At 70.7% G+C, this 22057-nt stretch carries 19 protein-coding genes, 1 pseudogene and 1 riboswitch; of the genes and pseudogenes, 9 read left to right on the top strand and 11 right to left on the bottom strand.

The features are described 5' to 3' along the window. Window positions 1–11 precede the first annotated feature (11 nt). Together AC07BS_RS27050 and AC07BS_RS27045 are read left to right on the top strand one after the other, a co-directional pair. A complete protein-coding gene (locus tag AC07BS_RS27050; RefSeq protein ID WP_478934759.1) occupies window positions 12–1049 on the top strand; it encodes a helix-turn-helix transcriptional regulator in 1038 nt (345 codons plus the stop codon). Between the two features lie 97 nt (window positions 1050–1146). Then, a complete protein-coding gene (locus tag AC07BS_RS27045) occupies window positions 1147–3873 on the top strand; it encodes an ATP-binding protein (RefSeq protein WP_478934758.1) in 2727 nt (908 codons plus the stop codon). A 30-nt stretch (window positions 3874–3903) separates the two neighbouring features. Here AC07BS_RS27045 and AC07BS_RS27040 read toward each other — a convergent pair whose 3' ends face one another. The 3 genes from AC07BS_RS27040 to AC07BS_RS27030 form a co-directional block, all read right to left on the bottom strand. Then, window positions 3904–4278, bottom strand: a complete 375-nt coding sequence (locus tag AC07BS_RS27040; protein WP_478934757.1) for a peptidase inhibitor family I36 protein — start codon at window positions 4276–4278, stop codon at window positions 3904–3906. A gap of 88 nt (window positions 4279–4366) precedes the next feature. Next, window positions 4367–4804 carry a peptidase inhibitor family I36 protein gene (locus tag AC07BS_RS27035; RefSeq protein ID WP_478934756.1) on the bottom strand — a complete coding sequence of 146 codons (438 nt, stop codon included), beginning with the start codon at window positions 4802–4804 and terminating at the stop codon, window positions 4367–4369. Window positions 4805–4821: 17 nt separating this feature from the next. Then, window positions 4822–5265: a peptidase inhibitor family I36 protein gene (locus AC07BS_RS27030; RefSeq protein WP_478934755.1), complete on the bottom strand. Its 444-nt coding sequence runs from the start codon at window positions 5263–5265 to the stop codon at window positions 4822–4824. A 348-nt stretch (window positions 5266–5613) separates the two neighbouring features. After that, window positions 5614–5844, top strand: a riboswitch (cobalamin riboswitch). A 50-nt stretch (window positions 5845–5894) separates the two neighbouring features. On the opposite strand from AC07BS_RS27030, the gene AC07BS_RS27025 reads away from it, so the two are divergent. Together AC07BS_RS27025 and AC07BS_RS27020 are read left to right on the top strand one after the other, a co-directional pair. Next, window positions 5895–6338 carry an acyl-CoA thioesterase gene (locus AC07BS_RS27025; RefSeq protein ID WP_478934754.1) on the top strand — a complete coding sequence of 148 codons (444 nt, stop codon included), beginning with the start codon at window positions 5895–5897 and terminating at the stop codon, window positions 6336–6338. Between the two features lie 383 nt (window positions 6339–6721). Further along, window positions 6722–7456, top strand: coding sequence for a hypothetical protein (locus tag AC07BS_RS27020; RefSeq protein WP_478934753.1), 735 nt, complete (start codon window positions 6722–6724; stop codon window positions 7454–7456). A gap of 443 nt (window positions 7457–7899) precedes the next feature. Here the strand turns inward: AC07BS_RS27020 and AC07BS_RS27015 are convergent, their stop codons facing one another. From AC07BS_RS27015 to AC07BS_RS27000, 4 genes are read right to left on the bottom strand one after another with little or no spacing between them, the layout of a single operon-like run. Then, window positions 7900–8970, bottom strand: a complete 1071-nt coding sequence (locus AC07BS_RS27015) for an acyl-CoA dehydrogenase family protein (protein WP_478934752.1) — start codon at window positions 8968–8970, stop codon at window positions 7900–7902. Then, window positions 8967–10130 (bottom strand): acyl-CoA dehydrogenase family protein, encoded by a 1164-nt coding sequence (locus AC07BS_RS27010; protein WP_478934751.1) that lies wholly within the window; start codon window positions 10128–10130, stop codon window positions 8967–8969. Before AC07BS_RS27010 ends, AC07BS_RS27015 begins: the two co-directional genes overlap by 4 nt. 27 nt (window positions 10131–10157) lie before the next feature. Further along, window positions 10158–10949, bottom strand: a complete 792-nt coding sequence (locus tag AC07BS_RS27005; protein ID WP_478934750.1) for an enoyl-CoA hydratase/isomerase family protein — start codon at window positions 10947–10949, stop codon at window positions 10158–10160. 55 nt (window positions 10950–11004) lie between these two features. Beyond that, window positions 11005–12210 (bottom strand): CaiB/BaiF CoA transferase family protein, encoded by a 1206-nt coding sequence (locus AC07BS_RS27000; RefSeq protein WP_478934749.1) that lies wholly within the window; start codon window positions 12208–12210, stop codon window positions 11005–11007. A gap of 121 nt (window positions 12211–12331) precedes the next feature. Between AC07BS_RS27000 and AC07BS_RS26995 the strand changes: the two genes are divergently transcribed. Next, on the top strand, window positions 12332–13300 hold the full coding sequence (locus AC07BS_RS26995) for a LysR family transcriptional regulator (protein ID WP_478934748.1): 969 nt from the start codon (window positions 12332–12334) through the stop codon (window positions 13298–13300). Between the two features lie 475 nt (window positions 13301–13775). Here AC07BS_RS26995 and AC07BS_RS26990 read toward each other — a convergent pair whose 3' ends face one another. The 3 genes from AC07BS_RS26990 to AC07BS_RS26980 all read right to left on the bottom strand — a co-directional run bounded on the left by AC07BS_RS26990 (window position 13776) and on the right by AC07BS_RS26980 (window position 17237). Then, complete coding sequence (locus tag AC07BS_RS26990) at window positions 13776–14555, bottom strand: phytanoyl-CoA dioxygenase family protein (RefSeq protein WP_478934747.1); 780 nt, start codon at window positions 14553–14555, stop codon at window positions 13776–13778. A gap of 870 nt (window positions 14556–15425) precedes the next feature. Continuing rightward, window positions 15426–16169 carry a bacteriocin fulvocin C-related protein gene (locus AC07BS_RS26985; protein WP_478934817.1) on the bottom strand — a complete coding sequence of 248 codons (744 nt, stop codon included), beginning with the start codon at window positions 16167–16169 and terminating at the stop codon, window positions 15426–15428. Window positions 16170–16661: 492 nt separating this feature from the next. Then, on the bottom strand, window positions 16662–17237 hold the full coding sequence (locus tag AC07BS_RS26980; protein ID WP_478650606.1) for a peptidase inhibitor family I36 protein: 576 nt from the start codon (window positions 17235–17237) through the stop codon (window positions 16662–16664). A gap of 243 nt (window positions 17238–17480) precedes the next feature. Between AC07BS_RS26980 and AC07BS_RS26975 the strand changes: the two genes are divergently transcribed. The 3 genes and pseudogenes from AC07BS_RS26975 to AC07BS_RS26965 all read left to right on the top strand — a co-directional run. After that, window positions 17481–18440, top strand: a complete 960-nt coding sequence (locus AC07BS_RS26975) for an ArsR/SmtB family transcription factor (protein ID WP_478650608.1) — start codon at window positions 17481–17483, stop codon at window positions 18438–18440. A 357-nt stretch (window positions 18441–18797) separates the two neighbouring features. Further along, window positions 18798–19361 carry a GNAT family N-acetyltransferase gene (locus tag AC07BS_RS26970; protein ID WP_478934746.1) on the top strand — a complete coding sequence of 188 codons (564 nt, stop codon included), beginning with the start codon at window positions 18798–18800 and terminating at the stop codon, window positions 19359–19361. A gap of 284 nt (window positions 19362–19645) precedes the next feature. After that, window positions 19646–19740, top strand: a pseudogene (locus AC07BS_RS26965) (IS5/IS1182 family transposase); the annotation flags it as partial. Between the two features lie 68 nt (window positions 19741–19808). Here AC07BS_RS26965 and AC07BS_RS26960 read toward each other — a convergent pair. Beyond that, window positions 19809–20702 (bottom strand): NADP-dependent oxidoreductase, encoded by an 894-nt coding sequence (locus AC07BS_RS26960; protein ID WP_478934745.1) that lies wholly within the window; start codon window positions 20700–20702, stop codon window positions 19809–19811. Between the two features lie 70 nt (window positions 20703–20772). Here AC07BS_RS26960 and AC07BS_RS26955 point away from each other — a divergent pair, with 70 nt between their 5' ends. Beyond that, on the top strand, window positions 20773–21351 hold the full coding sequence (locus AC07BS_RS26955; RefSeq protein ID WP_478934744.1) for a TetR/AcrR family transcriptional regulator: 579 nt from the start codon (window positions 20773–20775) through the stop codon (window positions 21349–21351). The last annotated feature ends 706 nt before the right edge of the window (window positions 21352–22057 follow it).

Genomic DNA, 22057 nt, shown 5'->3' with positions numbered 1-22057 from the left:
ACAGGATGGGCATGAAATCGATCACCACGGCGATGGTGGGCCGCGAGGCCGAACAGACGGAGCTCGCGGCGTTCCTGAAGTCCACCACGGGCCAGGCCCTGATCCTGCGAGGGGAGGCGGGGGCCGGCAAGAGTGCGCTGCTCAGCCACGCCGCCGCGTCGGCGGAGCAGGAGGGTCACGTCGTCATCCGGGCCGCCGGCGTCGAGGCGGAGTCGGCGCTGCCCTACGCCGGGCTGCACCAGTTCCTCCATCCGCTGCTCGCCGACGCGGCGCGCTTGGGCGACGGGAGCCGGGCGGCGCTCGACGCCGTGTTCGGCGGAGTGCAGGGCGATCCGCCGTCGGTCATGACGCTCGGCATCGCCGTCCTCGACCTGCTGTCGCTCTCCTCCGCTCAGCGGTCGCCCCTGCTGGTCCTCGACAACGGACAGTGGCTGGACGACGCGAGCGCCGACGTCTGCGGCTTCGTGGGCCGGCGCCTGGCCGGCAGCCCGGTGAAGTTGCTGGTCGCGGTGCGCACCGACATCCCGTCGCGCTTCGACACCGCCGCACTGCCCGAACTGCCGATCGCCGCCCTCGCCGACGAGGACGCGGCACGCCTGCTGGACCACCGGTACCCGGATCTGAGCCGACGGCTCCGCCGGGTCGTCCTCGAGCAGGCCCAGGGCAACCCGTTGGCCCTGCTGGAACTGCCCACCCGCTTCGCCTTCGCCGGCCGGTCGAGCGATCTCCCGGTCGAAGTCCTCATCGGCCACGAGAGGGCCCGGGCCGCGCCGCACGCGACCGGTACCACGCCCCGCGCCTCGACGCCGGAACCGGCTCGGACGCCGAACCCGCCCCCGCTGACCTGGCAGGAACGCCGCATCGCCGACCTGGCCGCGAGCGGCCTGACGAACAAGGAGATCGGCAAGCGGATACACCTGTCACCGCGAACCGTCAGCTCGCACCTGTACCGCACCTTCCCCAAACTGGGCATCACGACCCGGGCGGCACTGCGCGACGCACTGAGCCGGACCGAGGGGGTGTCACAGGCCGACTCGCCGCGGCGATGACAGCCGGCGGTGGTGACCGAATCCATGCAGGTCAGCGGGCCCGGATGATCGTAGGATGGGTGAAGCTCCTCTGGGAGGAACCCATACCGGAGGTCCCATGCCGCACCACGCGAAACGCCGGCTGCTCGGGCGGGAACGGGAACTGGCGGCACTGGACCGCCTGCTGCGCGACGTGCGCGACGGGCGCAGCCGGGTGCTGGTGCTGCGAGGCGAAGCCGGCGTCGGCAAATCGGCCCTGCTCGACCGTCTGGCCGAGCGGGCCGCACCGCTGCAGACCGTGTACGCGGCCGGCGTCGAAGCCGAGTCCGATTTCGCCTACTCGGCCCTGCAACGCCTGTGCGCCCCGCTGCTGTCGCATCTTCATCGACTGCCGTCGGTACAGCAGGACGCGCTGCGTATCGCGTTCGGCCTGAGCGCGGGGAATCCCCCCGAGATGCTGCTGGTCGGCATCGCGGTCCTGGGTCTCTTCGCCGAGGCCGCGGCCGAGTCCCCGCTGGTGTGCCTGGTCGACGACGCGCAGTGCCTGGACCTGATGTCCCAGCGGATCCTCACGTTCGTCGGGCGCCGGCTGGACGCCGAGTCGGTGGCATTGGTGTTCGCCGAGCGGATCACCGACGGGGAAAAGGAAGAGCGCCTTTCCGGGCTGCCGGACCTCACCCTGCGCGGGCTGGCCGACGCCGACGCACGGTCCCTGCTCGACAGCGCGCTTCCGGGGCCGGTCGACGCCCGCGTACGGGACCGGATCGTCGCCGAGACCGGTGGAAACCCGCTCGCCCTCCTGGAGTTGCCCCGGGACCTGTCACCGGCGGAGCTGGCGTTCGGCTTCGGAGGACCCGGCGCCGGCCCGCTGGCGACCCGGGTCGAGGACGGCTTGCGCCGGCGCGTCGACGCGCTGCCGGCCGACACCCGCGCCCTGCTGCTGGTCGCGGCGGTCGAACCGGTCGGTGACGCACCGCTGTTGTGGCATGCGCTGCGCCTGCTCGGTATCGGGATCGAGGCCGCGGCACCGGCCGAGGCCGCGGACCTCATCACCCTGGGGCCTTCGGTGCGGTTCCGCCACCCGCTGGTGCGTTCGGCCGTCTGGCGCGGCGCGGACGCCGCCACCCTCCGTGCGGCGCACCGCGCGCTGGCCGAGGCCACCGACGCCGAGCGCGACCCCGACCGGCGGGCCTGGCACCGGGCACACGCCGCGGTCGGGCCGGACGAGCAGGTCGCCGCCGCGCTGGAGCGCTCCGCCGACCGGGCCCTGGCACGCGGCGGACGAGCGGCCGCCGCCTCCTTCCTGGAACGGGCCGCCGCGCTCAGCCCCGACCCGAAGGAGCGGGCGCGGCGCGCGCTGGCGTCCGCGGGGGCCCACCTCGAGGCGGGCGTGCCGGCCCGGGTGCCCGACCTGCTCGCCGCCGCCGAGCTGGGGCCGCTCGACCCGCTGCAATCGGCCGACGCCAGCCGGCTGCGGGCCAAAGCGTCGTCGATGACCGACCCGGGGCTCGGCGCGGTGCAACCGTTGCTCGACGCGGCGGGCCGCCTCAGGGACCTCGATCCGGCCGGCGCGCGGGAGACCTGCCTCGCGGCGTTCGGCGCGGCCATCTGGGCCGGCCGCCACGACGAAAGTGGATTGCGGCGAGCCGCCGGGGCGGCTCGCGACCTGCCGCCCGGCGACGAGACGGCGGGAGTCTTCCTCCGGGCCCTGGTCGCGTGGACCACGGACGGGCCGGTCGCCGCTTTCCCGCTGCTGGGGCGGGCGCTGCGCTCCCTCACCGACGACGAGGACCTGGCCGTCCTGTGGCCGGCCGCGAACGCGGCCGTGGAGTTGGGCGATCTCCAGGCATGGCTGGACATCACCGGCCGGGCGGTCAGCTTCGCCCGGACGACGGGCACGCTGTCGATCCTCTCGACGGCGCTGCCCTACCGGGCGGCCTCGCTGGTCTACGCGGGGCGCTTCTCCGAAGCCCGGGATCTACTTGCCGAGGCCGCCGCCGCGGCCGTCGAGGAAGCGGCAGGCGTGGCGACCAGCATGGTCTCGACGGCCCTGCTCAGCGCGTACCGGGGGCAGGAAGAACCGGCCCTGGAACTGATCGGGGCGATGGAAAGAGAAGGCGAGCACCGCGGTCTGGGCCGTCTCACCGGCATGGCGGCGTGCGCGCGGGCCGTCCTCCACAACGGTCTGGGCAACTATCCGCTCGCCATGGAAGCGGCGCTGCGAGGAGGGGAGTACCAGGACCTCGTCGTGCACCACTGGACGTGCAGCGAGCTCGTCGAGGCCGCGACCCGGGCCGGCCATCCGGCCGTGGCGGCCCGGGCGCGCGAGCGACTGGCCGACTGGGGCCGGGCCGGCACCCCCTGGGCCCTCGGCGCGCAGGCGGTGGCCGACGCACTGACCGGAGAACCCGAGCAGGCCGAGGAACGCTACCGCGAGGCCGTCGACCACTTCGCCCGGGGCGGGCTCGGCGTGTTCGAGGCCCGGACCCGGCTGCTGCTCGGCGAATGGCTGCGCCGCCAAAACCGGCGGGCCCAGGCCCGCACCGAGCTGCGCGGGGCGCACGAGGCGGCCTCCGCCATGGGCATGGAGGCGTACGCCGAGCGAGCCCGGCGAGAGCTGCTCGCCACCGGTGAAACCGTCCGCAAGCGGACTCCCGGCACGCCGGTCCTGACCCCGCAGGAGGCCCGGATAGCCCGGCTCGCGGCTGGCGGGCACCAGAACGCGGAGATCGGCGCGCGGTTGTTCCTCAGCCCGCGCACGGTCGAGTGGCACCTGCGCAAGGTCTTCACCAAGCTGGGGATCTCCTCCCGTCGTGAGATCGACGGGGCCCTGTCCGATCGGTGACCGCCTGCCGCGCGTCGGATTCACGTCACGTCAGCAGTACTTGAACGAGCTGATCTTGTCGTTGATCCAGGAGGGGACGGAGGGCCACTGCTCCCGGGGGCCGATCTTGAACTGCGCGCCGCCGTATCCGTTGTGCTCGTAGAAGCAGATGCTGCTTCCGGTGTTGTTCACCACCGAGGACGCGACGTCCTGCATCCCCGTCCACTGGGCTCCGAACCGCTCCAGCTTTCCCATGTCGCCGATGTTCTGGTCAGATGCGATCGACCCGAACTTGTGACCGCCGGTGTTGCCGACGAAGCCGTTCTCGGACCACAGGCAGACGTAATTGGCGGGGCACGCTCCGGCACCGTGCCCGATGCCGAGGATCGTGTTGGCGCTCGCGGAAGCCGCCGCGGTCAGGATCAACCCGGTAGCGGCGACAGAGCACAGTCCGAGCCTTGCTGTCTTCTTGGAGATTCTCATTACCATCCGGCCGAAGAAAGGGAGGGTGGGGTCAGCAGTACTTGAAGGAACTGATCTTGTCGTTGATCCAGGAGGGGACGGAGGGCCACTGCTCCCGGGGGCCGATCTTGAACTGCGCGCCGCCGTATCCGTTGTGCTCGTAGAAGCAGATGCTGCTTCCGGTGTTGTTCACCACCGAGGACGCGACGTCCTGCATGCCCTTGTCCCCGGTGGGGGTACGTGCCAGCTTTCCCATGTCGCCGACGTTCTGGTTCGACGCGAAGGAGCCGAACTTGTGGTCGTTGAAGAACCCGCCCTGAATGAAGTTGCCCTCCGACCACAGGCATACGTAGCCGTCGGGGCACGAACCGGCTCCGTGGCCGATGTTGAAGACACTGGTGGCGCTCGCGGAGGTCGCCGTGGCCAGCATCAGCCCGGCCGCGGCGGCGGTACCCAGCGCGAGTCTCGTCAGCTTGCTCTTCGAGAACATGGTCTCTCTCTCCCGTGTCAGCAGTGCTTGAAGGAGCTGATCTTGTCGTTGATCCAGGAGGGGACGGAGGGCCACTGCTCCCGGGGGCCGATCTTGAACTGCGCGCCGCCGTATCCGTTGTGCTCGTAGAAGCAGATGCTGCTCCCGGTGTTGTTCACCACCGAGGAGGCGGAATCCTGCATGCCCTTCCAGCGCCAGAGCTTGCTCTCGAATTTGAACTTCCCCATGTCCGCGACGTCGCTGTCCGACCCCACGGCCCCGTAGTCCGTCCCGCCCCCCGGATTGCCTCTGACGTAATTGTTGTCACTCCACAGACACACCCAGTTGGCGGGGCACTTGCCGGATCCCGTCTGAATGTCGGTGAGGATGGCGGCGCTCGCGCTCGTCGTCGTGGCGGCGATCGCCCCGGTCAGCGCGGCAGCGCCCACCGCAAATCTCAATGCTGTTCTCCGCATGTTCATCGTGATCTCCTCTGCTTCCTCCGCCGGCCCAGGCCGGCGGATCTGCTTCACATGCCAGGGGTGTTGCTCCGGCTTATCCGCTTGCGGAGCAACTCCACTGTGCCGTCGAGGACACACGGGTGACATCAGTCATTTGACTGCACTCGAATCCGAAGCTGCCGGCCTTGTCGACCCGGGGCACACCCGGCGAGAGGCGTACCCCTCGTGCCGTGCGGACCGGCGGGTCCCTTCGGCTGGTCATGGTCTGTCATGCTTGGCTCCCGGGCTGTTCTGCAGGGTTTCCTGCCCGGCCCGAAGGCGCCGGGCCGACGCCCCCTGTTGGGTGTGGTGGGGTTGGTGTGTGCCGGTTAGTCTGGTGTTGCAGCTGGTTCGCTCCGTCCGCCAGGCGGGTTGCGTCGTAAGAGGGAACCCGGTGGGATTCCGGGACTGCCCCGCAGCGGTGAGTGGGAACGACCGCCGTCATACGCACTGGGCCCGTGGGTCTGGGAAGCGACGGCCAGTAGGTGACTTGTCGTCCGGTCTTCCGGGGCGGCAGGTGTGCCCGCGAGTCCGAAGACCTGCCGCTGTCCGCAGGGCACCACCGGTGTCTGTGGTACCCCTCTTGCCGCGACTCGCGAAGGAGAGTTGACGTGGCCGAACAGACCGCTTCCGTGCCGTCCACCGCTTTGAAGGTCCCCTCTGATTCCCGGGTGACCCTGGCGCACATCATGAGTGAGCACGACACCAACCTCTACGGCACCATCCACGGCGGGGTGGTGATGAAGCTGATGGACGATGCTGCCGCGGCGGCGGCCGGGCGGCATGCGGAGGGGCCCGCGGTGACGGTCGCGGTGGACCGGATGAACTTCCTGGCTCCCGTCCGTGCCGGGGACCTGCTGACCGCGAACGCCGAACTGGTTCGTGCCGGCCGCACCTCCATGGCTGTGGAAGTGCGCGTGACCGCGGAACGGTGGAATGCTTCCGGGCCGCTCACCGAGGTCGCGACAGGACGGTTGACGTTCGTGGCGATCGACGCCGAGGGGCGCCCGCGACCTGTGCCGGCGTTGCGTACCGAGGTGCCGGACGCGGCCTGACGGCTCCGGGTTGACCCCGGTCCGGGGCTCGGTGACCGCGTAGGGCGAAGGGTGCTGCTGTTCTCGTCGACCGCGAGGGTCCGGCTGGGTGGCGGCACCGACGCCCCTGCTCAACCGTACCTGGGCAAAGGGTTCTTCAGCCGTGTCGGAGGCGCCGGTATCCACTTGCGGATCCTGCTCCTTCATGTCACTACCGACCTCGTGGTGCGCATCGCCACCACCGGAGGGTTCCCCGCCGACCGGGAGTGCAGCGAGGAGGCGGCTGCGTGGTGTTGGGATGCGTGCGCGGCAGGGTCACCCCGGCCAACCGGCCGCCCCCCGGTCCCGGTCCATGACGCCCGCCAGGGCCTCGCTCGCCACTTCATGCACCATGGTGCAGCTACATGATCATCTTGGGGTCGTGGCGGGTTATGGTGGTGCCCGCCTCCACGTACAGCTACCGCTCGACGAAAGGCAAATTTGTGAGCACACCTGGCGATTCGCAGCCGTCGTCGGCCGCGCGGCCTGTGGAGCTTAAGGGGCTGCTGGTTACGGCAGCGGATCTGATCGACGCGGGCCTCGATGATTTCACCGAGTTGGAGTCGCCCTCGTCCGACGAGGACCCGCCGCCGATGACCGGTCCGACCCCTGAACTCACGGCCCTGCTGAACAAGGCGTTCACCGACAAGGCCGCGAGGGAGGTCAGGACTTCTTTCATGAACGCCGACTCCTCGATCGTTGTCGACGAGGGAGTCTCGCAGCGGGCGGCAGGGGCTGCCGCGACGTGGATGGCCGACATGCGACAGATCTACGCCCAGTGCGCCGCGTGGACGATGAGTATCGGCGATCAGGAGATCACCATCGAGGTGGTGGACCCGGCCGGTGATCCGGGTGAGCCGCTCAAGGTGGAGCAGAAGTTCGGTGACGAGGCCTTGATGCGCACGATGCTCGCCGGCCCGGTCGGCCGGCAGGGCCGGATTACCACTCTTCTGGTACGCGATGGTGACCGGGCACTGGAACTGACGTTCCGTAGCCTGGCGGGCGAGCCCGGTGGCCCCGAGGCGGCACGTCTCGCCACCGCGATGTCGAACTTCCTTGCGCTGGCTCCAGCGAAGTTCCTGGGCCTGCCGGTCGGCTAGAGACCCACGACCGAAACGAAGCGAAAACGTGATGGTACGCCCCCGGCCGACGACACGACGCTCCGGCCGGGGGCGTCGAATGGTTGCCGCCCGGGGAGCTTCCTTGGGGGGGGGCGGGGCCGACGATGTCGTCTTCCTCACCGATGACTTGTGGACCTGCCCGGCCAGGGGCCGGCACCGCTCGTCCGGCCCGCATGCCGCCCACCACCGGTGTGGTGGGCTCATTGGATTACCCGGCACTGCGGCGAAGAGTAGACGGCCGAGCGTCTTTGCTCCGCGTCCACCGTCCTCCACGGGCCGTGCATGGGCCGTGCACGGGCCGTGTGTCGGGTGCGCGGCCTGCTCGACCAGCTTCGTTGCACGTACGGACGGGGCGTACCGGGTGCCGGCCGGGTGGCAGCACAGCCGGCACCTCCCGCCGTACGTTCCCCCGTCGTGCCGGGTCAGCCACCGACCACCTGCGGCCACAGGCGGTCTCCGCCGCCTTCCACCACCCAGCGTCCGATCCTCCGGTACCAGGTGTGTTCGTCGCCGTCCTCGTCGCGCCAGGACCACATGCGCGTCGTGGCCAGGTGAAGCGGGCTGAGTTCGGTGAATCCGACCGCTCCGTGCAGCTGGTGGGCGATACGGGTGATCTCGGCGACCGAGGCCGAGGCCTGCGCGGCGGCGGTCCAGGCGGCGAACTCCGCGGTGCGCGGCTCCGTCAGGGCGGTGGCCGCCGCGTTGACGGCCGCCGTGATCAGGGCTGTTTCCTCGATCAGTTTGGCCTCCTCCTGCTTGACCGCCTGGAAGTGGTTCAGCGGGCGCCCGAACTGCACACGGGAAGCCGTATGGGAGGCCGTCAGGTCGACACAGCGGCGTGCCGCGCCGGCGATGAGGGCGGCCCGTGCCAGGCCGGAGCGCCACTCCGCCTCACCGACCAGTGCGGGCGGTACGCGCCGGACTCTGTCGGCGGGAATGTGCGCGTCGATCAGTACGAGTTCGTCTCTGGGCTCCCCCGCGAGGTTCACACCCTCGCTCCTTGTGCAATCCGCGGCCTCGAGGAGCAGGAGCACGGGTGCGCCGGACGGCCCCTCGGTCAGTACGACCACGGCGTCGGCGGCACGGCCCCAGGGCACCCGGCTCAGCGTGCCGCTGACGCGCAGGGCATCGTCGGTGCCGTGCGTGCCCGGGGGGCCGACCCTGCTGGTGGTGTCCACGTGGGCGAACCGCATGTCGAGCGGTCCGGACGCGACCGTCAGCGGTCCGTCCGGCACGGCCAGGCCCGCCCCGGTCAGCAGCGGGTGTGCGACGAGCAGTGTTTCGGCGAGTGGAGCGGGGGTGGTGCGGTAGCCGGCTTCGCGCACCAGGGCCACCAGGCCGGCCGGGTCCGCGTCGGGCCGCGGCAGGGCGTCGGCCTCGCGCAGCGCGTCCCACACCGCCCGGGCGGCCTCGGCGGGCCGCTCGTACGCGTCCGTCCCGTGCGGTCCGGCCAGGACGGCGACGGCACGCCGCAGGAGGGATTCGGTGCTCATGAGGGCAGCTCCAGACCTCGGGTGATGATTCCGCGCAGGATTTCGTTGGTGCCGCCGCGCAGCGTGTACCCCGGTGAGTGGAGGATCGCCGCGGCGAGCAGTTCGGGGAAAGTGCCGCGAGTGGCGTCGAAGCGGGCGGGGACCGGCAGGATCTCACGGACCTCGTTGACGAGTTCGCCCTCGAAACGGGTCCCGAGGTCCTTGACCAGCGCGGCCTGTACGTCGGCCGGGCGGCCGGCCTCCAGGGTGGCGGCCACGCCCAGCGACAGCTGCCTGATCGATGCCAGGCGTGCGGTGAGACGGCCCACGCGGGCGTGCTGCTGCGGGGTGCACGCGGTCCGGTGCAACTGTCCCACGAGTGCGATCAGGAGCGGCAGCGTGGACAGGAAACGCTCCGGCCCGCTGCGCTCCAGGGCCAGTTCGCCGGTTACCTGCCGCCAGCCGTCACCGGGACGGCCGAGCAGGGCGTCGGAGTCGAGCTCGACGCCCGTGAAATGGAGGTAGTTGAAGGTGTGTTCGCCGCTGAGCAGGCGGATCGGCTCGACTCGCACGCGCGGGTCGCGCAGGTCGACGATGAACTGGCTCAACCCGGCGTGGCGGTCCTGCAGGTCGTCGGTGCGGGCGAGCACGATCGCGTGGTCGTTGACGTGCGCCCCGCCCGTCCACATCTTGGTGCCGGTCAGCCGCCAGCCGTCGTCCGTCCGTTCCGCCCGGGTACGCACCGAGGCCAGGTCCGAACCGCTGTTCTCCTCGCTCATCCCGATCGAGAAGAAGCATTCACCGGCGGCGATCCCGGGTAGGAAGCGGCGTCGCTGCTCCTCGGTTCCGTGACGCAGGATGGAGGGCCCGGCCTGCCGGTCGGCGACCCAGTGGGCCGAGACCGGGGCGCCGGCCGCCAGCAGCTCCTCGATGACGACATAGCGCTCGAGGTTGCCGCGCCCACCGCCGCCGTACTCGCGAGGCAGGGCCATGCCGACCCAGCCGCGCTCGGCGAGGCGGCGGGTGAACCCGGGGTCCCAGCCGGTCAGCCAGGAGTCGGGCCGGCCCATGACGGTGCCGGCGGTGCGCTCGGCCGCCAGGAAGTCACGCACCTCCTCTCGTAACCGCTGGGCCCCGGGGGGAAGGCGCACCGCCATGGTGTCGAGGGTGGGGAAGGTCATCCGAGTGCTCCTTTCGGTGGTCGTGGTTCAGGCACCCGCGAAGCGCGGGGCGCGGTGCTCGCGGCGGGCCCGGACGCCCTCACGGAAGTCGTCCGTGGTGGCCGTCACCGGTTGGGCGAGCGACTCCCACGTCAGCGCCTGTTCGACGGTGAGCGGGCCGTGGGCCAGGCCGCTCCTGGTCAGCCGGACCGCCAGCGGTGCGGCGGTGGCCATCTCGTCGGCCGCCTCGAGCGCGGTCCGGAGCACCTGGCCGACGGGCAGGGCCTCGTGCACCATGCCCATGGCGGCGGCTTGCGCACCACTGACCAGCCTGCCGGTCAGGAGCAGTTCCCGGGCGCGCGGCAGACCGACCGCCTCGGCGAGCAGGGCGGTGGCGGCCATGCCGGGGTGCAGGCCCAGCCGGACGAACGGTGCGCCGAGCTTCGCGTCCTCGGCTGCGTAGCGCAGGTCGCAGGCCAGGGCCAGGGCCAGTCCGGCGCCCACCGCGTGGCCGCTCACGGCCGCCACGGAAGGGACGGGCAGATCGCGGATGGCCAGCCAGGTCCGGTAGAAGTCCGACATCCGGCTCCGGGCGCCGGACAGGTCCCGGTCGCGCCCGTCGGAGAGCTCTCCGAGGTCGGCTCCCGAGCTGAACGCGGGTCCGGTGCCGGTGACCACGACCGCGCGGAGGCCGGGGTCCTCGCGCAGCGTCCGCATGGTCCGACGCCACTGTTCGGTCAGCCGGCCAGTCATGGGATTGCGTTTGCCGGGGTTGTCGAAGGTGAGCACGGCAACGCCGTTCGGCCGGTGCTCGACGCGCAGCGGCTGCTGTTCGCTCATGGGGTTCTCGCTTTCCGGAAGGTGCGACGATTCCAGGGCGCGCGGGGATCGGGGCTCACGCGGCCGGGCGGTAGCCGATCTCGGCGAGGACCTCTTCGGTGTGCTCGCCGATCCCCGGGCAGTGCCGGCGCAGGCCGGCCGGGGTGGCCCAGAACCGTACGGGCTGTCCGATGAGGTGATAGCGGCCCTCGGTGGGGTGCTCGGCGGTTCGCAGCAGGCCGCCCTCGGCGGCGTAGGCGCTGTGCGCGGCCTCGTCCAGGCTCAGCACCGGGGCCGCGGGAATGCCGGCCGCGTCGCAGAACTCCTGCCACTCGGCGTTGGTGTGCCGGGGGGAGAACTCGGCGGCCAGGGCGTAGAGGTCGTCGGCGTTGCGGGCCCGGTCGGCGAGCGAGCCGAAGCGCGGGTCGTCGGCCAGTTCCGGGCGGCCGACGAAGGTGAAGAAGTCGCGCCAGTTGCGGTCGCTGTAGGGCAGGACGCACATCCAGCCGTCCGCCGTGCGGGATGCCTTGCGCTGGGAACTGAGCGCCCGCGAGTAGCCCATCGGGCCCTCGGGCGGGTCGAGGGTGGCCGCCGCCAGGTGCTCGACCAGGTTGAAGGCCAGCATGGTGTCGGCCATCGGGACCTCGACGTGCTGCCCCTGACCGGTGCGGTCGCGATGGTGGAGCGCGGCGAGCGCCGACTGCGCGATCACCAGACCGCAGATCTTGTCGGCGATCACGGTGGGGACGAAGTACGGGACGCCGCTGACCTGTTCGTTCAGCCACACCAGACCGGAAGCCGCCTGCACGACGTCGTCGTAGGCCGCGTTGCCACCGAGCCCGGAATCGCTGCGGAACCCCTGGGCGTTCAGGTAGACCAGGCCGGGGTTGAGGGCCGCCACGTCCTCGTAGCCCAGGGCGAGCCGCCGAAGGGCCTGCGGGCGGACGTTGGTGATGAACACGTCCGCGGTCGCGATCAGGGCGAGCAGTGCGTCGCGGCCGCCAGGGGCCTTGAGATCGATCGTGACACCGCGCTTGTTGCGGTTGAGGTTGAGCGTCATCGCGCCCATCCCCGGGCTGCGGGTGGGCGGGTAGTGGCGGGTCATGTCACCGGCCGGCGGCTCGACCTTGATCACGTCCGCCCCGAGATCCCCGAGCTGCTGCGCCGCGTAAGGGGCCATGATCACACTGGCCAGTTCGACCACCCGCACACCGTTCAGCGGCCCCGGGCCACCGTCCCCTTCACCGGACCCTCCACCGACCTCGTCCCGTCCTGTCGACATGGCGCGTCTCCGATCTCCACCGGGGCCGGCTTCGGATGCCGGTCCGTTGACGTCCAGTCAAATTCCTGTCGTCTCATAGCGTCCAATACTTCTTCCCGCCGTCTCTCATACGCTGAGCCATATGGAATTGACCCAGCGCATCCTCGAACAGTTCGTCGTGCTGGCCGAAGAACAGCACTTCGGCCGCGCCGCCGAACGGCTCGCCATGAGTCAGCCGCCGCTCAGCCAGGCGATCCAACGGCTGGAACGTGGCCTCCAAGTCGTCCTCCTGGACCGGAGCCGGCGTGGCGCCAGGCTCACTCCGGCCGGCCGTGCGTTCGCCGAGGACGCCCGGCGGCTGCTCGACGCGCAGGCCGCCGCCGTCGACCGGGCCCGGCGGATCGCGAGCGGTCACGAGGGCAGGCTCCGGCTCGGGTTCGTCAGCAGCCTCGGCTACGACTTCCTGCCGCGGCTGCTGCGCCGCAGCCGCACGGAACTCCCCGGTCTGCGGCTGCACCTGAGCCAGCATCCCTCCGGGGAGCTGACCGACATGCTGCGCACCGGGACGCTGGACCTGGCGCTGGTGCGCCTCCCGATCACCGGCAAGGAAGGCCTGACCGTCCGGCGCATCGGCGTGGAACGGCTGATCGTGGCGCTCCCGGAGGACCACGCGCTCGCCGCCAGGCCGTCCCTCGACCTGCGGGAACTCGCCGAGCAGGAGTTCGCGCTCCCCAAACCGGACGCTCTGCCCGGACTCGCCGAGCAGGCCGCTCTGGCCTGCGCCAGGGCGGGCTTCACACCCCGGCAGTCGGGGCAGGCGGACGACCTGCCGGGGCTACTCAGCCATGTCGCCGCGGGGCTCTGCCTGACCCTCGCACCCGAGCAGGTGTGCTCCCTGGGAATTCCCGGGGTGGTCTACCGGCCGCTGCGCGACGATTCCCCCTACCTGGAGACCGCGATCGCGGCAGTCCATCGCTCGGACGGTCCCGACGCCGCCGTGCGGCAGCTCCTGGGAGTGCTCACCGCCCTCTTCGGCCTGCCGGACGACAAAACGGAGACCGGTCGGACCCGCACACCGGGCGATCCCCATCCCGGCCGGTCGCCTGAATAGATGGTGAGTGGCTCGGAGAGCATGTGCAGGCTGTACGCGATGTTCTCGTGCGGCTGGCCGACGATGTCGCCGTCCACCGTCGGCCCGCAGCTGCCCGAGCCGGACCCCGATCGCGCGCCGCTTCTCCTGCGACACCTTCCCCCACCCCTCGCACGAACATCTGCGCGCATCCATGCGACCGGGTGAACCGGCCGCGAACGCTTCGCGCAGGCAAGGTCGAGGCGGTATCGGCTGCCTTGAGGACAACGACGTGGGCCCTCCACTTGCAGCCGGTGTCCCCGACGTAGCGGATCGCGTTCACGATCTTTCCGGCGGGTGTGTTTCTCCGGCCGTCCGCCATTCGGGCGGGTCCTTACGGATGGCGGGAGCGGGGCGATGCGGAAGCTGTAAGGGGCGGCGGGAAGCAACATGGCGGACAGCGAGACAGCTGCGAGGGCGACGCCACCAGCTTCTTATGGTCACCCTCGGGAGGCTGTCACCAGCGGATTCGTTTCCGCATGCCCTGGCGGATCGCGATCTCCACGGGCGAGTACGCGCCGTCGGCCCGCTCCAGCTCGTACGGCGTGGCCGACATCAGCGGCGGCTGGGCCATGAAGCGCGGTCGCACCCCGTGGTGCGGTTGTGCCGCGTGCACCAGGAACGGATGGCACAGGAAGACGTCGCCCGGGGACCCGGTGGCGAGAGCGAGTGGCCGGTGGTCAGACGCCGCTACCAGGTCGGGTGCAAGGGCCAGCCCGCTTGCCCCGTCTTCCCCGTACTTCTCCAGCAGCTTCGGCACGTCGAGGTGTGAGCCGACCCGGATCCGGGTCGGGGCGTCCTCCTCGCCGACCTCGCTGAACAGGAACAGCATCAGCAACGCCCGGCCCCGGGAGCGCAGATTGGTGAAGTACCAGCTCTCGCCCTCCGGTAGATAGCTCCCCTCGATGTGCCAGCCCGCATCGTCCGGCTCCTCCTCGTGCGGGAATCGCAGCGGGAACGTGCCCAGTGAGTAGCGCGGCTCCCAGCGTCCCGCTCCGACGAGCAGGTCGTAGGCCCGGTGCAGGGAAGGGGAGTTGGGGGCGGCGGCGAACGGCCCCTGCGCCATGCCGGCCACCCAGTGCACCGGCTGCGTCCACGTTGCTGGATCGTCCGGGTCGCAGCCCGTCTCTCGCCACAGCAGCCGCGCGCAGTCCGCGGCCACGCGCGGGGCGACGGCGCCCTCCAGCTTTACGAAGCCGTCGCGGAGGAATCGGGATACCAAGGTCGTGTCATCCATGCCCCCATCCTGCGGCGGCACCGGTCCCGGCCACCCGACATTCTCCGCACCACCCTTGTCGGGTGATCACCGAGACCGGGGGGGAGGGAGAGGATGGGCAGGAACGGGTCGGCCGTCGACGGTGGCGGCGGTGGCCAAGCCCGGGAGGCATGTGTAGGTATGGACACGTATCCGATGGCGGCGGCGCTTTTGTGGAAGAACGAGTACGTGGCCCGTGAGGATCGCGAAGGCGATGCTGCCCCCGGGGGACCGATTCGACATGACCTCCTCATAGAGCAGCCAAAGACCTTGTACGGCAACGTCTCGGCATATCTTTGGAAGATCAAGTCCTCGTCGAGCGGGTCCCCCAGTCCGTGCCCTCGCCTGTCACCATGTGCTGCAGGAGGTCGAGGAACCTCTCGCGGGCTGTCGGCGCGAGCTCGTCCGCAAGGACCGAACCGCCACACCCGTGCGCCGCATGCAGGTGCGGAAGGACCGCGAACGACCCGCGCAGGGAGCAGTACCTGCAACTACTCGCATGATCAACGACTGGCCGGCGCCGGAAAGCCTGGCACCGGCGTACGACCGGTTCATCCAGGCCCTGAGCGCCCGGACACCGGCGTAGCAGACCGGTCGGGCGACGCGGCGTGGCCTGACCGGTCACGCCGTCTTCGCCCGATCGCGTTCGACCAGCAACCCGTCATCCGGGAAGGTATGCCCTACCGGGCCGATCCACAGGTTCTGAGCATTCCTCGACCGAGCCGCGGCGGGATTTCTCTGGCCCGTCACCGCACGCTGTCGCCTCAGGCTTCCTTACACGCCGAGCTCCCGCAACGGCCGATCGTCCCTGTCAACAAGCCGGTGCCGCACGAGCCCCATGTGCTGCATCCGTCAGGCGCATACCCTGCCATTACAGGTCCAGATATAGCCACAGCCGCATCCGGGCCAAGTCGAAGTGCAGCGCCCGCATATGGGGTCGCATCCCGGCTGGCAACTGCTTCCGATATTGCAATTGCACGTCACGGCCGGCGCCGATGTGGCGCTATGGCCGGAGACAGAGCGAGTTTCAGCGGTATCGAGAGGGCCGAGCGTCGACATGAGGCTGCATGTCTCGCTACGCCCGAACGCGATAACACCCCTCGCCTCGATCGCCTTCATCCGAGTCTGGATTGCCGAGTCCTCGTGGGTGTAGGTCGTCTCATCGGCGACGATCGCTTCGAACTCGTCCAGCACACGGGCCTGCTCGGCCGTCATGCCCGGGTGTACGCGCCGGTAGCGTTCCACCTGCTCGACCCACAGGCTGCTCCGGACGCTCGGTGGCAGGCCAGCGAAAATCGCCGGCCTATAGGCCACGGGGAATCCGGCCAGCTCGTCGTACTGTCCGACACGCGGCGACTGATTTGCCTGAGCCCAGCTCCGTCCGGCGGCCAGGGTCCTGGACTCGTGAGCCGCGAACGCCGGCGCCTTGCCGCTCAACAACAGAGCAGCTGCGATCCCGGCTCCTGCACTCAGCCGGAGCACCCCTCGTCGTCCGATACGGGGGCCCTCGGCCTGATTGCCGCGCGGTGCCCCTTCCCGATCCGGATCGGCAAGAGCATGCAGCACCAACACGGTCCGACGAGGCCCCAGCCGCATTGCCAGCCGGGAACCCATACGGACACCGGTCCAAGCCCGGACTCTCGTGCCCTCGACCCTGAGCAGGGTGGGCGCCCATGGAGTGTCTCGGTCCAAGGCCTGGGCCCGCCATCGCTGCACGTCACGATGCCCAAGTGGCAGGACTTCCAGACGCCCCGCCGATGCCCGCTCGACTCGCCGCGACACCTCCTTGCACAGGGCGCAGGAGGCATCGAACGCAAGGACCCAGCGGCAAACCGTTTCCCTCATTTCTCTCCCTCTGTTGTGTAGATGGAGCAACTGGCCCGGTGCTACCTGCGGGGGCCACAGTCGGGTGTGGGTAGCCGACGCTCAGGAAGTAGCGCCGAGATTGATCACGGGTATGCGCCGGGGCCTCGGACTCGGCATCACCGCACCGGGAGGACTCAGCGTCTGGTCCGGGCATGGGTGGATACGACCGGGCCTGTGAGAGCGCTCCTCTGCCCTTCCAGCGGAGCGGTTTCACGTGCGCAATCAGGACCTCGGGATGCACGTCGTGAGCTGGTACACAGGCGTCCAGTCGGCAGTGGGATCCTGGGAGAAGGCGTTGGGCGTGGTGTAGGTCCGGCCATTGGTGAGGTTCATGCGGACCCGCCTGCTCTGGGTCTGGTTGTTGATCCATGCCCCTGAACCGCTGTAGCCGATACCGTACGTTCCGCAGTAGTAGTAGTCCCGCTGAGTGGAATCCCCGTCCACGGTTGCGCAGAAGTTTCCGTAGTTGCAGTTCATTGCTTCCAGCGGTGCGTGTGTCGTGCGCAGGTCTCTGGCGTGGCGCTCACCCGGCACCGCAACCGTGATCTGCCCGCCGGGGAAGGCGATGGTGTTCGGTCCGGTCTGGTGCCCTCGCGCTGTTCGCTTGAGGTAGCTGTCGACTTTCCTCTGCAGAACGAGCGCCTGGGCCTGGGTGAGGCCGGCGGACTGCGCCTGCGCTGTGTTGGACGGGGCAGCGCGGTCACTGCCCGCCAGGGCTGGTGTGGCTGACGAAGCCAACGCCACAACGGAGGTGGCAGCTACCAGGACCGCCTTGTGCCGGGGTGATTTACGAGACATGTCACTCCTTCTGCTCGCGGCCTGGGGGCCTGTCTCCGGCAGATCTCTACGGGCTCCCGACGCCTTGCACGCGTCGCGCCGTTCCGGCCCACAACGACCGGTTCGCCACTCACGTGCCGCCGGTGCGGCGACGACACTCGACTTCCGCGGTTCCCACCATCGGACAGGAGCGCCGGGCCGCGCACGCGGTTCGTCCCTCGCCGAACCGGACGTGCGCACCCGCCGCCATGCCAGGGAGGCCCAGTGCTGCGGGTGCGCTTCACCACCGAGGATCTGTTCCACGTGACCTTCGCCGACGAGCCGGCGCCGATGGTGGAGCTGACGCTCGCCCTGGCGGCGCTCCGGCGCTCCGACCCGCTGTTCGGCCCGTGGCGGCAGCGGACGGCCCGGACCCTGCCCGGCCCCGCCCGGCCGCTGCTGGATCTGGTGCCGGCCACTGGCAAGGGGCCGCTGTTCCTGGACCCGCCGAGCCGGGGCACCGAGGAGGGGCTCGACCGGGTCCTGTCCGCGCCCCTCCCGTACATCCGCGGGGAGCTGGTCCGTATCCATGCGCCGGGCCGCCGTCCGACGCCGTGGGCGCGCCTGCTGGCCGAGGGGGACCGCCAGGCCCGGCGGACTCTCGAGGACGCCGTGCGCGCGGCGGTCGAGGGCGTACTGGCCCGGCCGTGGGAGCGCATCCGCGCGGGTTTCGACGCCGAGCGCGCCTGGCGCCTCCAGACCCTCGCCGGCCAGGGGCTGCGCGCGACGCTGGAGGGCCTGACGGCGGGGGCGCGCTGGAACGGCTCCACGCTCGAGTTCGACAGTGCCGACAACGTCGAGGTCACCCTCGACGGGCAGGGGCTCACCCTGCTGCCGTCGGTCTTCTGGACGGGCCGGCCCCTGGTCGGCCGCTACGTCCACGGGACGTTCCTGGTCTATCCCGCCGTCACCCCGCTGCCCCTGCTGGACGACCCCGCGACCGGCCATTCCCTGGCCGCCCTGCTGGGCCGTACCCGCGCCGCCGTCCTGGAACAGCTCGTCCGCCCCCGTACCGGCACCGACCTCGTCCGTGAGCTGGGTCTGGCGAAGTCCTCGGTCTCCGAGCACACCAAGGCCCTCCGCGCCGCCCGCCTGATCACCGCCCAGCGCGACGGCAGGACGGTCTGGCACTCCTGCACACCCCTGGGCCTGGAGCTCCTCTCGACCCGCGGGGGCGGGCCGTGACCGGGGCGAGCGGTCGGACCGGCCACAGGAGAAGCCCCCGCCGGTGCGGGCCGGTGCCGTCCGGTCCACGACGTTCACGGTCATGCGCCGGTCCAGGGCCTGCTCCTGGCTCAGGCCCTCGAGGACCAGCTCCTGGTCCTCGTCCATGTCCACGCATCCCGGCTCGGGCACCGGCGAAGGCGGAGCATGCCGAGCAGCAGCTGAGCGCCCCGGGCCGCTCAGCCCGTGCCCCGTAGTGTGATCAGGCTCCTGAGGCAGGCGAGCAGACTGCGGGCTTCCACGTCGAGGTAGCAGCTGTGCCGCAGCTTCGAGTGGGTCGCTGAGGCGGCGCTGTCTCTGGGTGCCGCTGCGGAAGTCATGGGACTCGTGGTGTGGGGGTACTCGTTGATGGTGTTCGGTACGGATGCCCCGGCTCTCGCTGCGCGCCTGGAGGAGGCCGACGGTGTGATCGTCCGCATCATCGGCCCGGAGGACCGGTCCCTCGCCCACGCGCTCGCCGCGGCGCACCTCGCCTTCACCGAACCGGGCACCCACATCGGCATGGCAGGCCCGGATCTGCTGGCGGGAATGGCGCACGCTCTGACCGAGGACGGCTCGGTGGCACGTCTCGCGGCCCGTCTGGAGGACGGTACGTCGGTGATGGCCGCCGCCCTGCTCGATGGCACAGTCCTGTGCTCCGGCCAGCATCAGCCCATGGGTACCGTCAGCGAGATCGCCGGCGTGGGCACCTTGCCGAGCGTGCGGCGGCGCGGCCTCGCACTCATGGTCACGGCGGCCTTGGTAGCTGACGCGCGGCAGTGGCGGGGCGTGGAGAGCGTCTTCCTCTCGGCGGGCGACGATGCCGTGGCCCGGATCTATGCCCGCGGGGGCTTCCGCCGCGTCGCCACCGCACTCATCGCGGGACCGGGCGACCGCCCCTGACCGGTTATAGGCCTCGTCGCCCAGGCCGCGTCGCTTCGGGGTGGGCGGTGCACCGGGTCCTATCTGGCCAGTGGAGCTCACTGGCCTTCGCGCATCGGCCAGGTGCCCGGCATTTGTCCGTCGCAGGGTAGGGGCGGCCCGGAGTTGTGACCGCTGGGCTTGGCTGTCCGGTGTGTGGGGCCCGTCTGCGCCGATGCGGCCGCCGTAGGTATGTATGAGGGCGGGCGCGAGCACCATGGCCGCGCTGATGTCCCGGCACGATTCTCCGTCATCCGTACGCCAGCCGTCCCATCGGCTTCGATGCCGACCTCTACCAAGAACGCAATACCGTCGAGCGTCTGATCGGCAAGCTCAAGGCTGGCGGGGAATCGCCACCCGATGCTTTTTCTAGCGGCAGGGTCGGTCGGTATCCGGTCCGCACGGTGTGTCACCGCGTGGGATATTCGCTCAAATGACCACGACTCGGCGCCCGCGCGTGTGACCGGCCTGGCTGTCGATGTGCGCCGCCGCGGCGTCGGCGAGCGCGTAGGACTTCTCGACCGGGGTATGGAGCTTCCCTCGCGAGATGAGGTCGACCGCCTCTGCGAGCGCGTCCGGCACGCTCCCCGCCACTCCGGAGAACCGGACGTCCAGCTCCGGCGCGCCGAGGTCGGCGGTGGAGATCACCTTCCGCGGGTCACCGGTCAGCTCGATGAGTTCGCGGATCACGCCCGAACCGGCCACGTCGATCGCCGCGTCGACGGTGCCGAGCCGGCGCACCCGCTCGGCCCAGCCCTCGCCGTACGTCGTGGCGAGGGCACCTAGGCTCCTCAGATAGTCCTGGTTCGCGGCGCCGGCCGTGCCGATCACCTTGATGCCGCGCTCGCGGGCGATCTGCAGTACCGCCGAGCCCACTCCCCCGGACGCGCCGCTCACCAGGAGTGTCTGCCCTGGACGCACACCCGTCTCGCCGATGACCCGCAGCGCGGTCTCCACCACCGAGGGATATCCGGCCGCCTCCTCGAACGTCAGGCCGTCGGGCATCCGGGCCCAGGCCCCGAGGACGGCGAACTCGGCGTAGGTGCTTTCCCCTTCGCCGAACACGTGGTCGCCGATCTCGACCCCTTCGACCCCCTCGCCGATCTCGTCCGCCACCCCCGCCGCGTCCAGGCCGACCCCGGAAGGCAGCTCGACGGGGTGAGCTCCCAGGACCTGGCCCTCGCGGAGCCTCCAGTCGACGGGGTTCACGCCCGCCGCGCGTACGGCGATGCGTATCCGGCCGGGACCCGCGTGGGGTTCTTCGGCATCTATGAGGTGCAGGACGTCGGGACCGCCGAACTCGGCGAAGCTCACCTTCTTCATGCCGCCGACCGTAACACTAACGGTTAGTGTTTAGTGGCTGTTATGAATTCGCACCTGTTAGCATCAGGCCATGACCGTGCCGACCGGACGCCGTGAACGCAAGAAGGCCGCGACCCGCCAGAAGATCGCCGACACCGCCCTGCGGCTCTTCCTGGAGCGCGGGTACGACGCCGTAGGCATCCGCGACGTGGCCGCCGAGGCCGACGTCGCCGTGACCACGCTCTTCTCTCACTTCGCCTCGAAGGAGGCGCTGGTCTTCGAGCTGGACGAGGACTTCGAGCAGCGCCTCATTCGCGCAGTCACGGACCGGGCGCCGGCGGAACCGCTCATGCCGACACTGCGCCAGGAGATCCGGGCCATGGTGCGGCACTGCACGGCGGAAGGCGCCGCGCCCGTCTACCGCATGATCGACGAGTCACGCGCCCTGCGGGAGTACGAGGAGTCGATGCGGCTGCGCCACGCGGATTCGCTGGCCGCGGCCATGGCCGCGGACCCCGGGCTGACACCGACCCCGACGGCCTGCCGGGCGATCGCGCGATTCGTGATCGACGCCTACGCGCTGGCCCGCGACGCGGCCGACCCGGACGCCGCGGTCGACGAGATCTTCGAGCTGATCGAAGCGGCCTGGGAGGCCGCCAACCCCTCCTGACGCGCGTGAGGAACTCTTCCACCAGGCAGCACATGGACCGTCGGTAGCAAGGAGCTTCAGCCTGCCTGTGGAACGGTCTCAGCCTTCTGGACTCGGCGTTCGGCGCGCTCGACCGCGGACCAGCTCCCGCGACAACCCGTTGCCCCCAGCTCAGTCTCGGGAAGCCGCCCTCCACTGGCGCCTGCCCACACGGGAGAGGGTCAGGACACGTCGCAGGCTGGCCGCCGAGGCGAGGAAATGACACGCATCCGAGACCGCGGCCGGCTGACACACTGTGAGGCTCTGCGAGAGTGCCCGGATCACAGCATCGCCGGATGACACAGGCGCTGAGAACCTCCACGCGCGCTGCCACGCTCACACCCGGCGGCGGGCAGCGCGCGAGGTGTTCAGCCGGACGGCGCGCCCGCCGGGTGTGGAAGGTGCCCGCGTTGTCCCGCTCGGCAAGCTGAGTGATCGTGTTTGTTTCGCATCGGTATAGGGCGGAGCCTCCAGCTGACCGGGCCTCGTTCTGGGCAACACGCGCCCGGTCTCCCGGCCTGGGTCCGCTGGTGTCCGCTACCGTCCTGCCCGGCCAGACACGTACTGCCGTTCACCGCCGCCGGGGGGGGGGGGGGGGGGGGGGGGGGGGGGGGGGGGGGGGGGGGGGGGGGGGCGGGGGGGGGGGGCGGGGGGGGGGTGGGGGGGGGGGGGGGGGGGGACGCGCGCG

The organism is Streptomyces sp. NPDC044063, from assembly GCF_056434285.1.
Note: the sequence above shows the minus strand (reverse complement) of the source record. Positions and strands in the feature narration are given on the sequence as shown.

Excerpts from the sequence above, each read along its gene's own strand:
- AC07BS_RS27050 (WP_478934759.1), top strand. The coding sequence starts at position 12 with ATGAAATCGATCACCACGGCGATGGTGGGCCGCGAGGCCGAACAGACG.
- AC07BS_RS27045 (WP_478934758.1), top strand. The coding sequence starts at position 1,147 with ATGCCGCACCACGCGAAACGCCGGCTGCTCGGGCGGGAACGGGAACTG.
- AC07BS_RS27035 (WP_478934756.1), bottom strand. The coding sequence starts at position 4,804 with ATGTTCTCGAAGAGCAAGCTGACGAGACTCGCGCTGGGTACCGCCGCC.
- AC07BS_RS27030 (WP_478934755.1), bottom strand. The coding sequence starts at position 5,265 with ATGAACATGCGGAGAACAGCATTGAGATTTGCGGTGGGCGCTGCCGCG.
- AC07BS_RS27020 (WP_478934753.1), top strand. The coding sequence starts at position 6,722 with ATGATCATCTTGGGGTCGTGGCGGGTTATGGTGGTGCCCGCCTCCACG.
- AC07BS_RS27015 (WP_478934752.1), bottom strand. The coding sequence starts at position 8,970 with ATGAGCACCGAATCCCTCCTGCGGCGTGCCGTCGCCGTCCTGGCCGGA.
- AC07BS_RS27010 (WP_478934751.1), bottom strand. The coding sequence starts at position 10,130 with ATGACCTTCCCCACCCTCGACACCATGGCGGTGCGCCTTCCCCCCGGG.
- AC07BS_RS27005 (WP_478934750.1), bottom strand. The coding sequence starts at position 10,949 with ATGAGCGAACAGCAGCCGCTGCGCGTCGAGCACCGGCCGAACGGCGTT.
- AC07BS_RS27000 (WP_478934749.1), bottom strand. The coding sequence starts at position 12,210 with ATGTCGACAGGACGGGACGAGGTCGGTGGAGGGTCCGGTGAAGGGGAC.
- AC07BS_RS26995 (WP_478934748.1), top strand. The coding sequence starts at position 12,332 with ATGGAATTGACCCAGCGCATCCTCGAACAGTTCGTCGTGCTGGCCGAA.
- AC07BS_RS26990 (WP_478934747.1), bottom strand. The coding sequence starts at position 14,555 with ATGGATGACACGACCTTGGTATCCCGATTCCTCCGCGACGGCTTCGTA.
- AC07BS_RS26985 (WP_478934817.1), bottom strand. The coding sequence starts at position 16,169 with ATGCGGCTGGGGCCTCGTCGGACCGTGTTGGTGCTGCATGCTCTTGCC.
- AC07BS_RS26980 (WP_478650606.1), bottom strand. The coding sequence starts at position 17,237 with ATGTCTCGTAAATCACCCCGGCACAAGGCGGTCCTGGTAGCTGCCACC.
- AC07BS_RS26970 (WP_478934746.1), top strand. The coding sequence starts at position 18,798 with ATGGGACTCGTGGTGTGGGGGTACTCGTTGATGGTGTTCGGTACGGAT.
- AC07BS_RS26960 (WP_478934745.1), bottom strand. The coding sequence starts at position 20,702 with ATGAAGAAGGTGAGCTTCGCCGAGTTCGGCGGTCCCGACGTCCTGCAC.
- AC07BS_RS26955 (WP_478934744.1), top strand. The coding sequence starts at position 20,773 with ATGACCGTGCCGACCGGACGCCGTGAACGCAAGAAGGCCGCGACCCGC.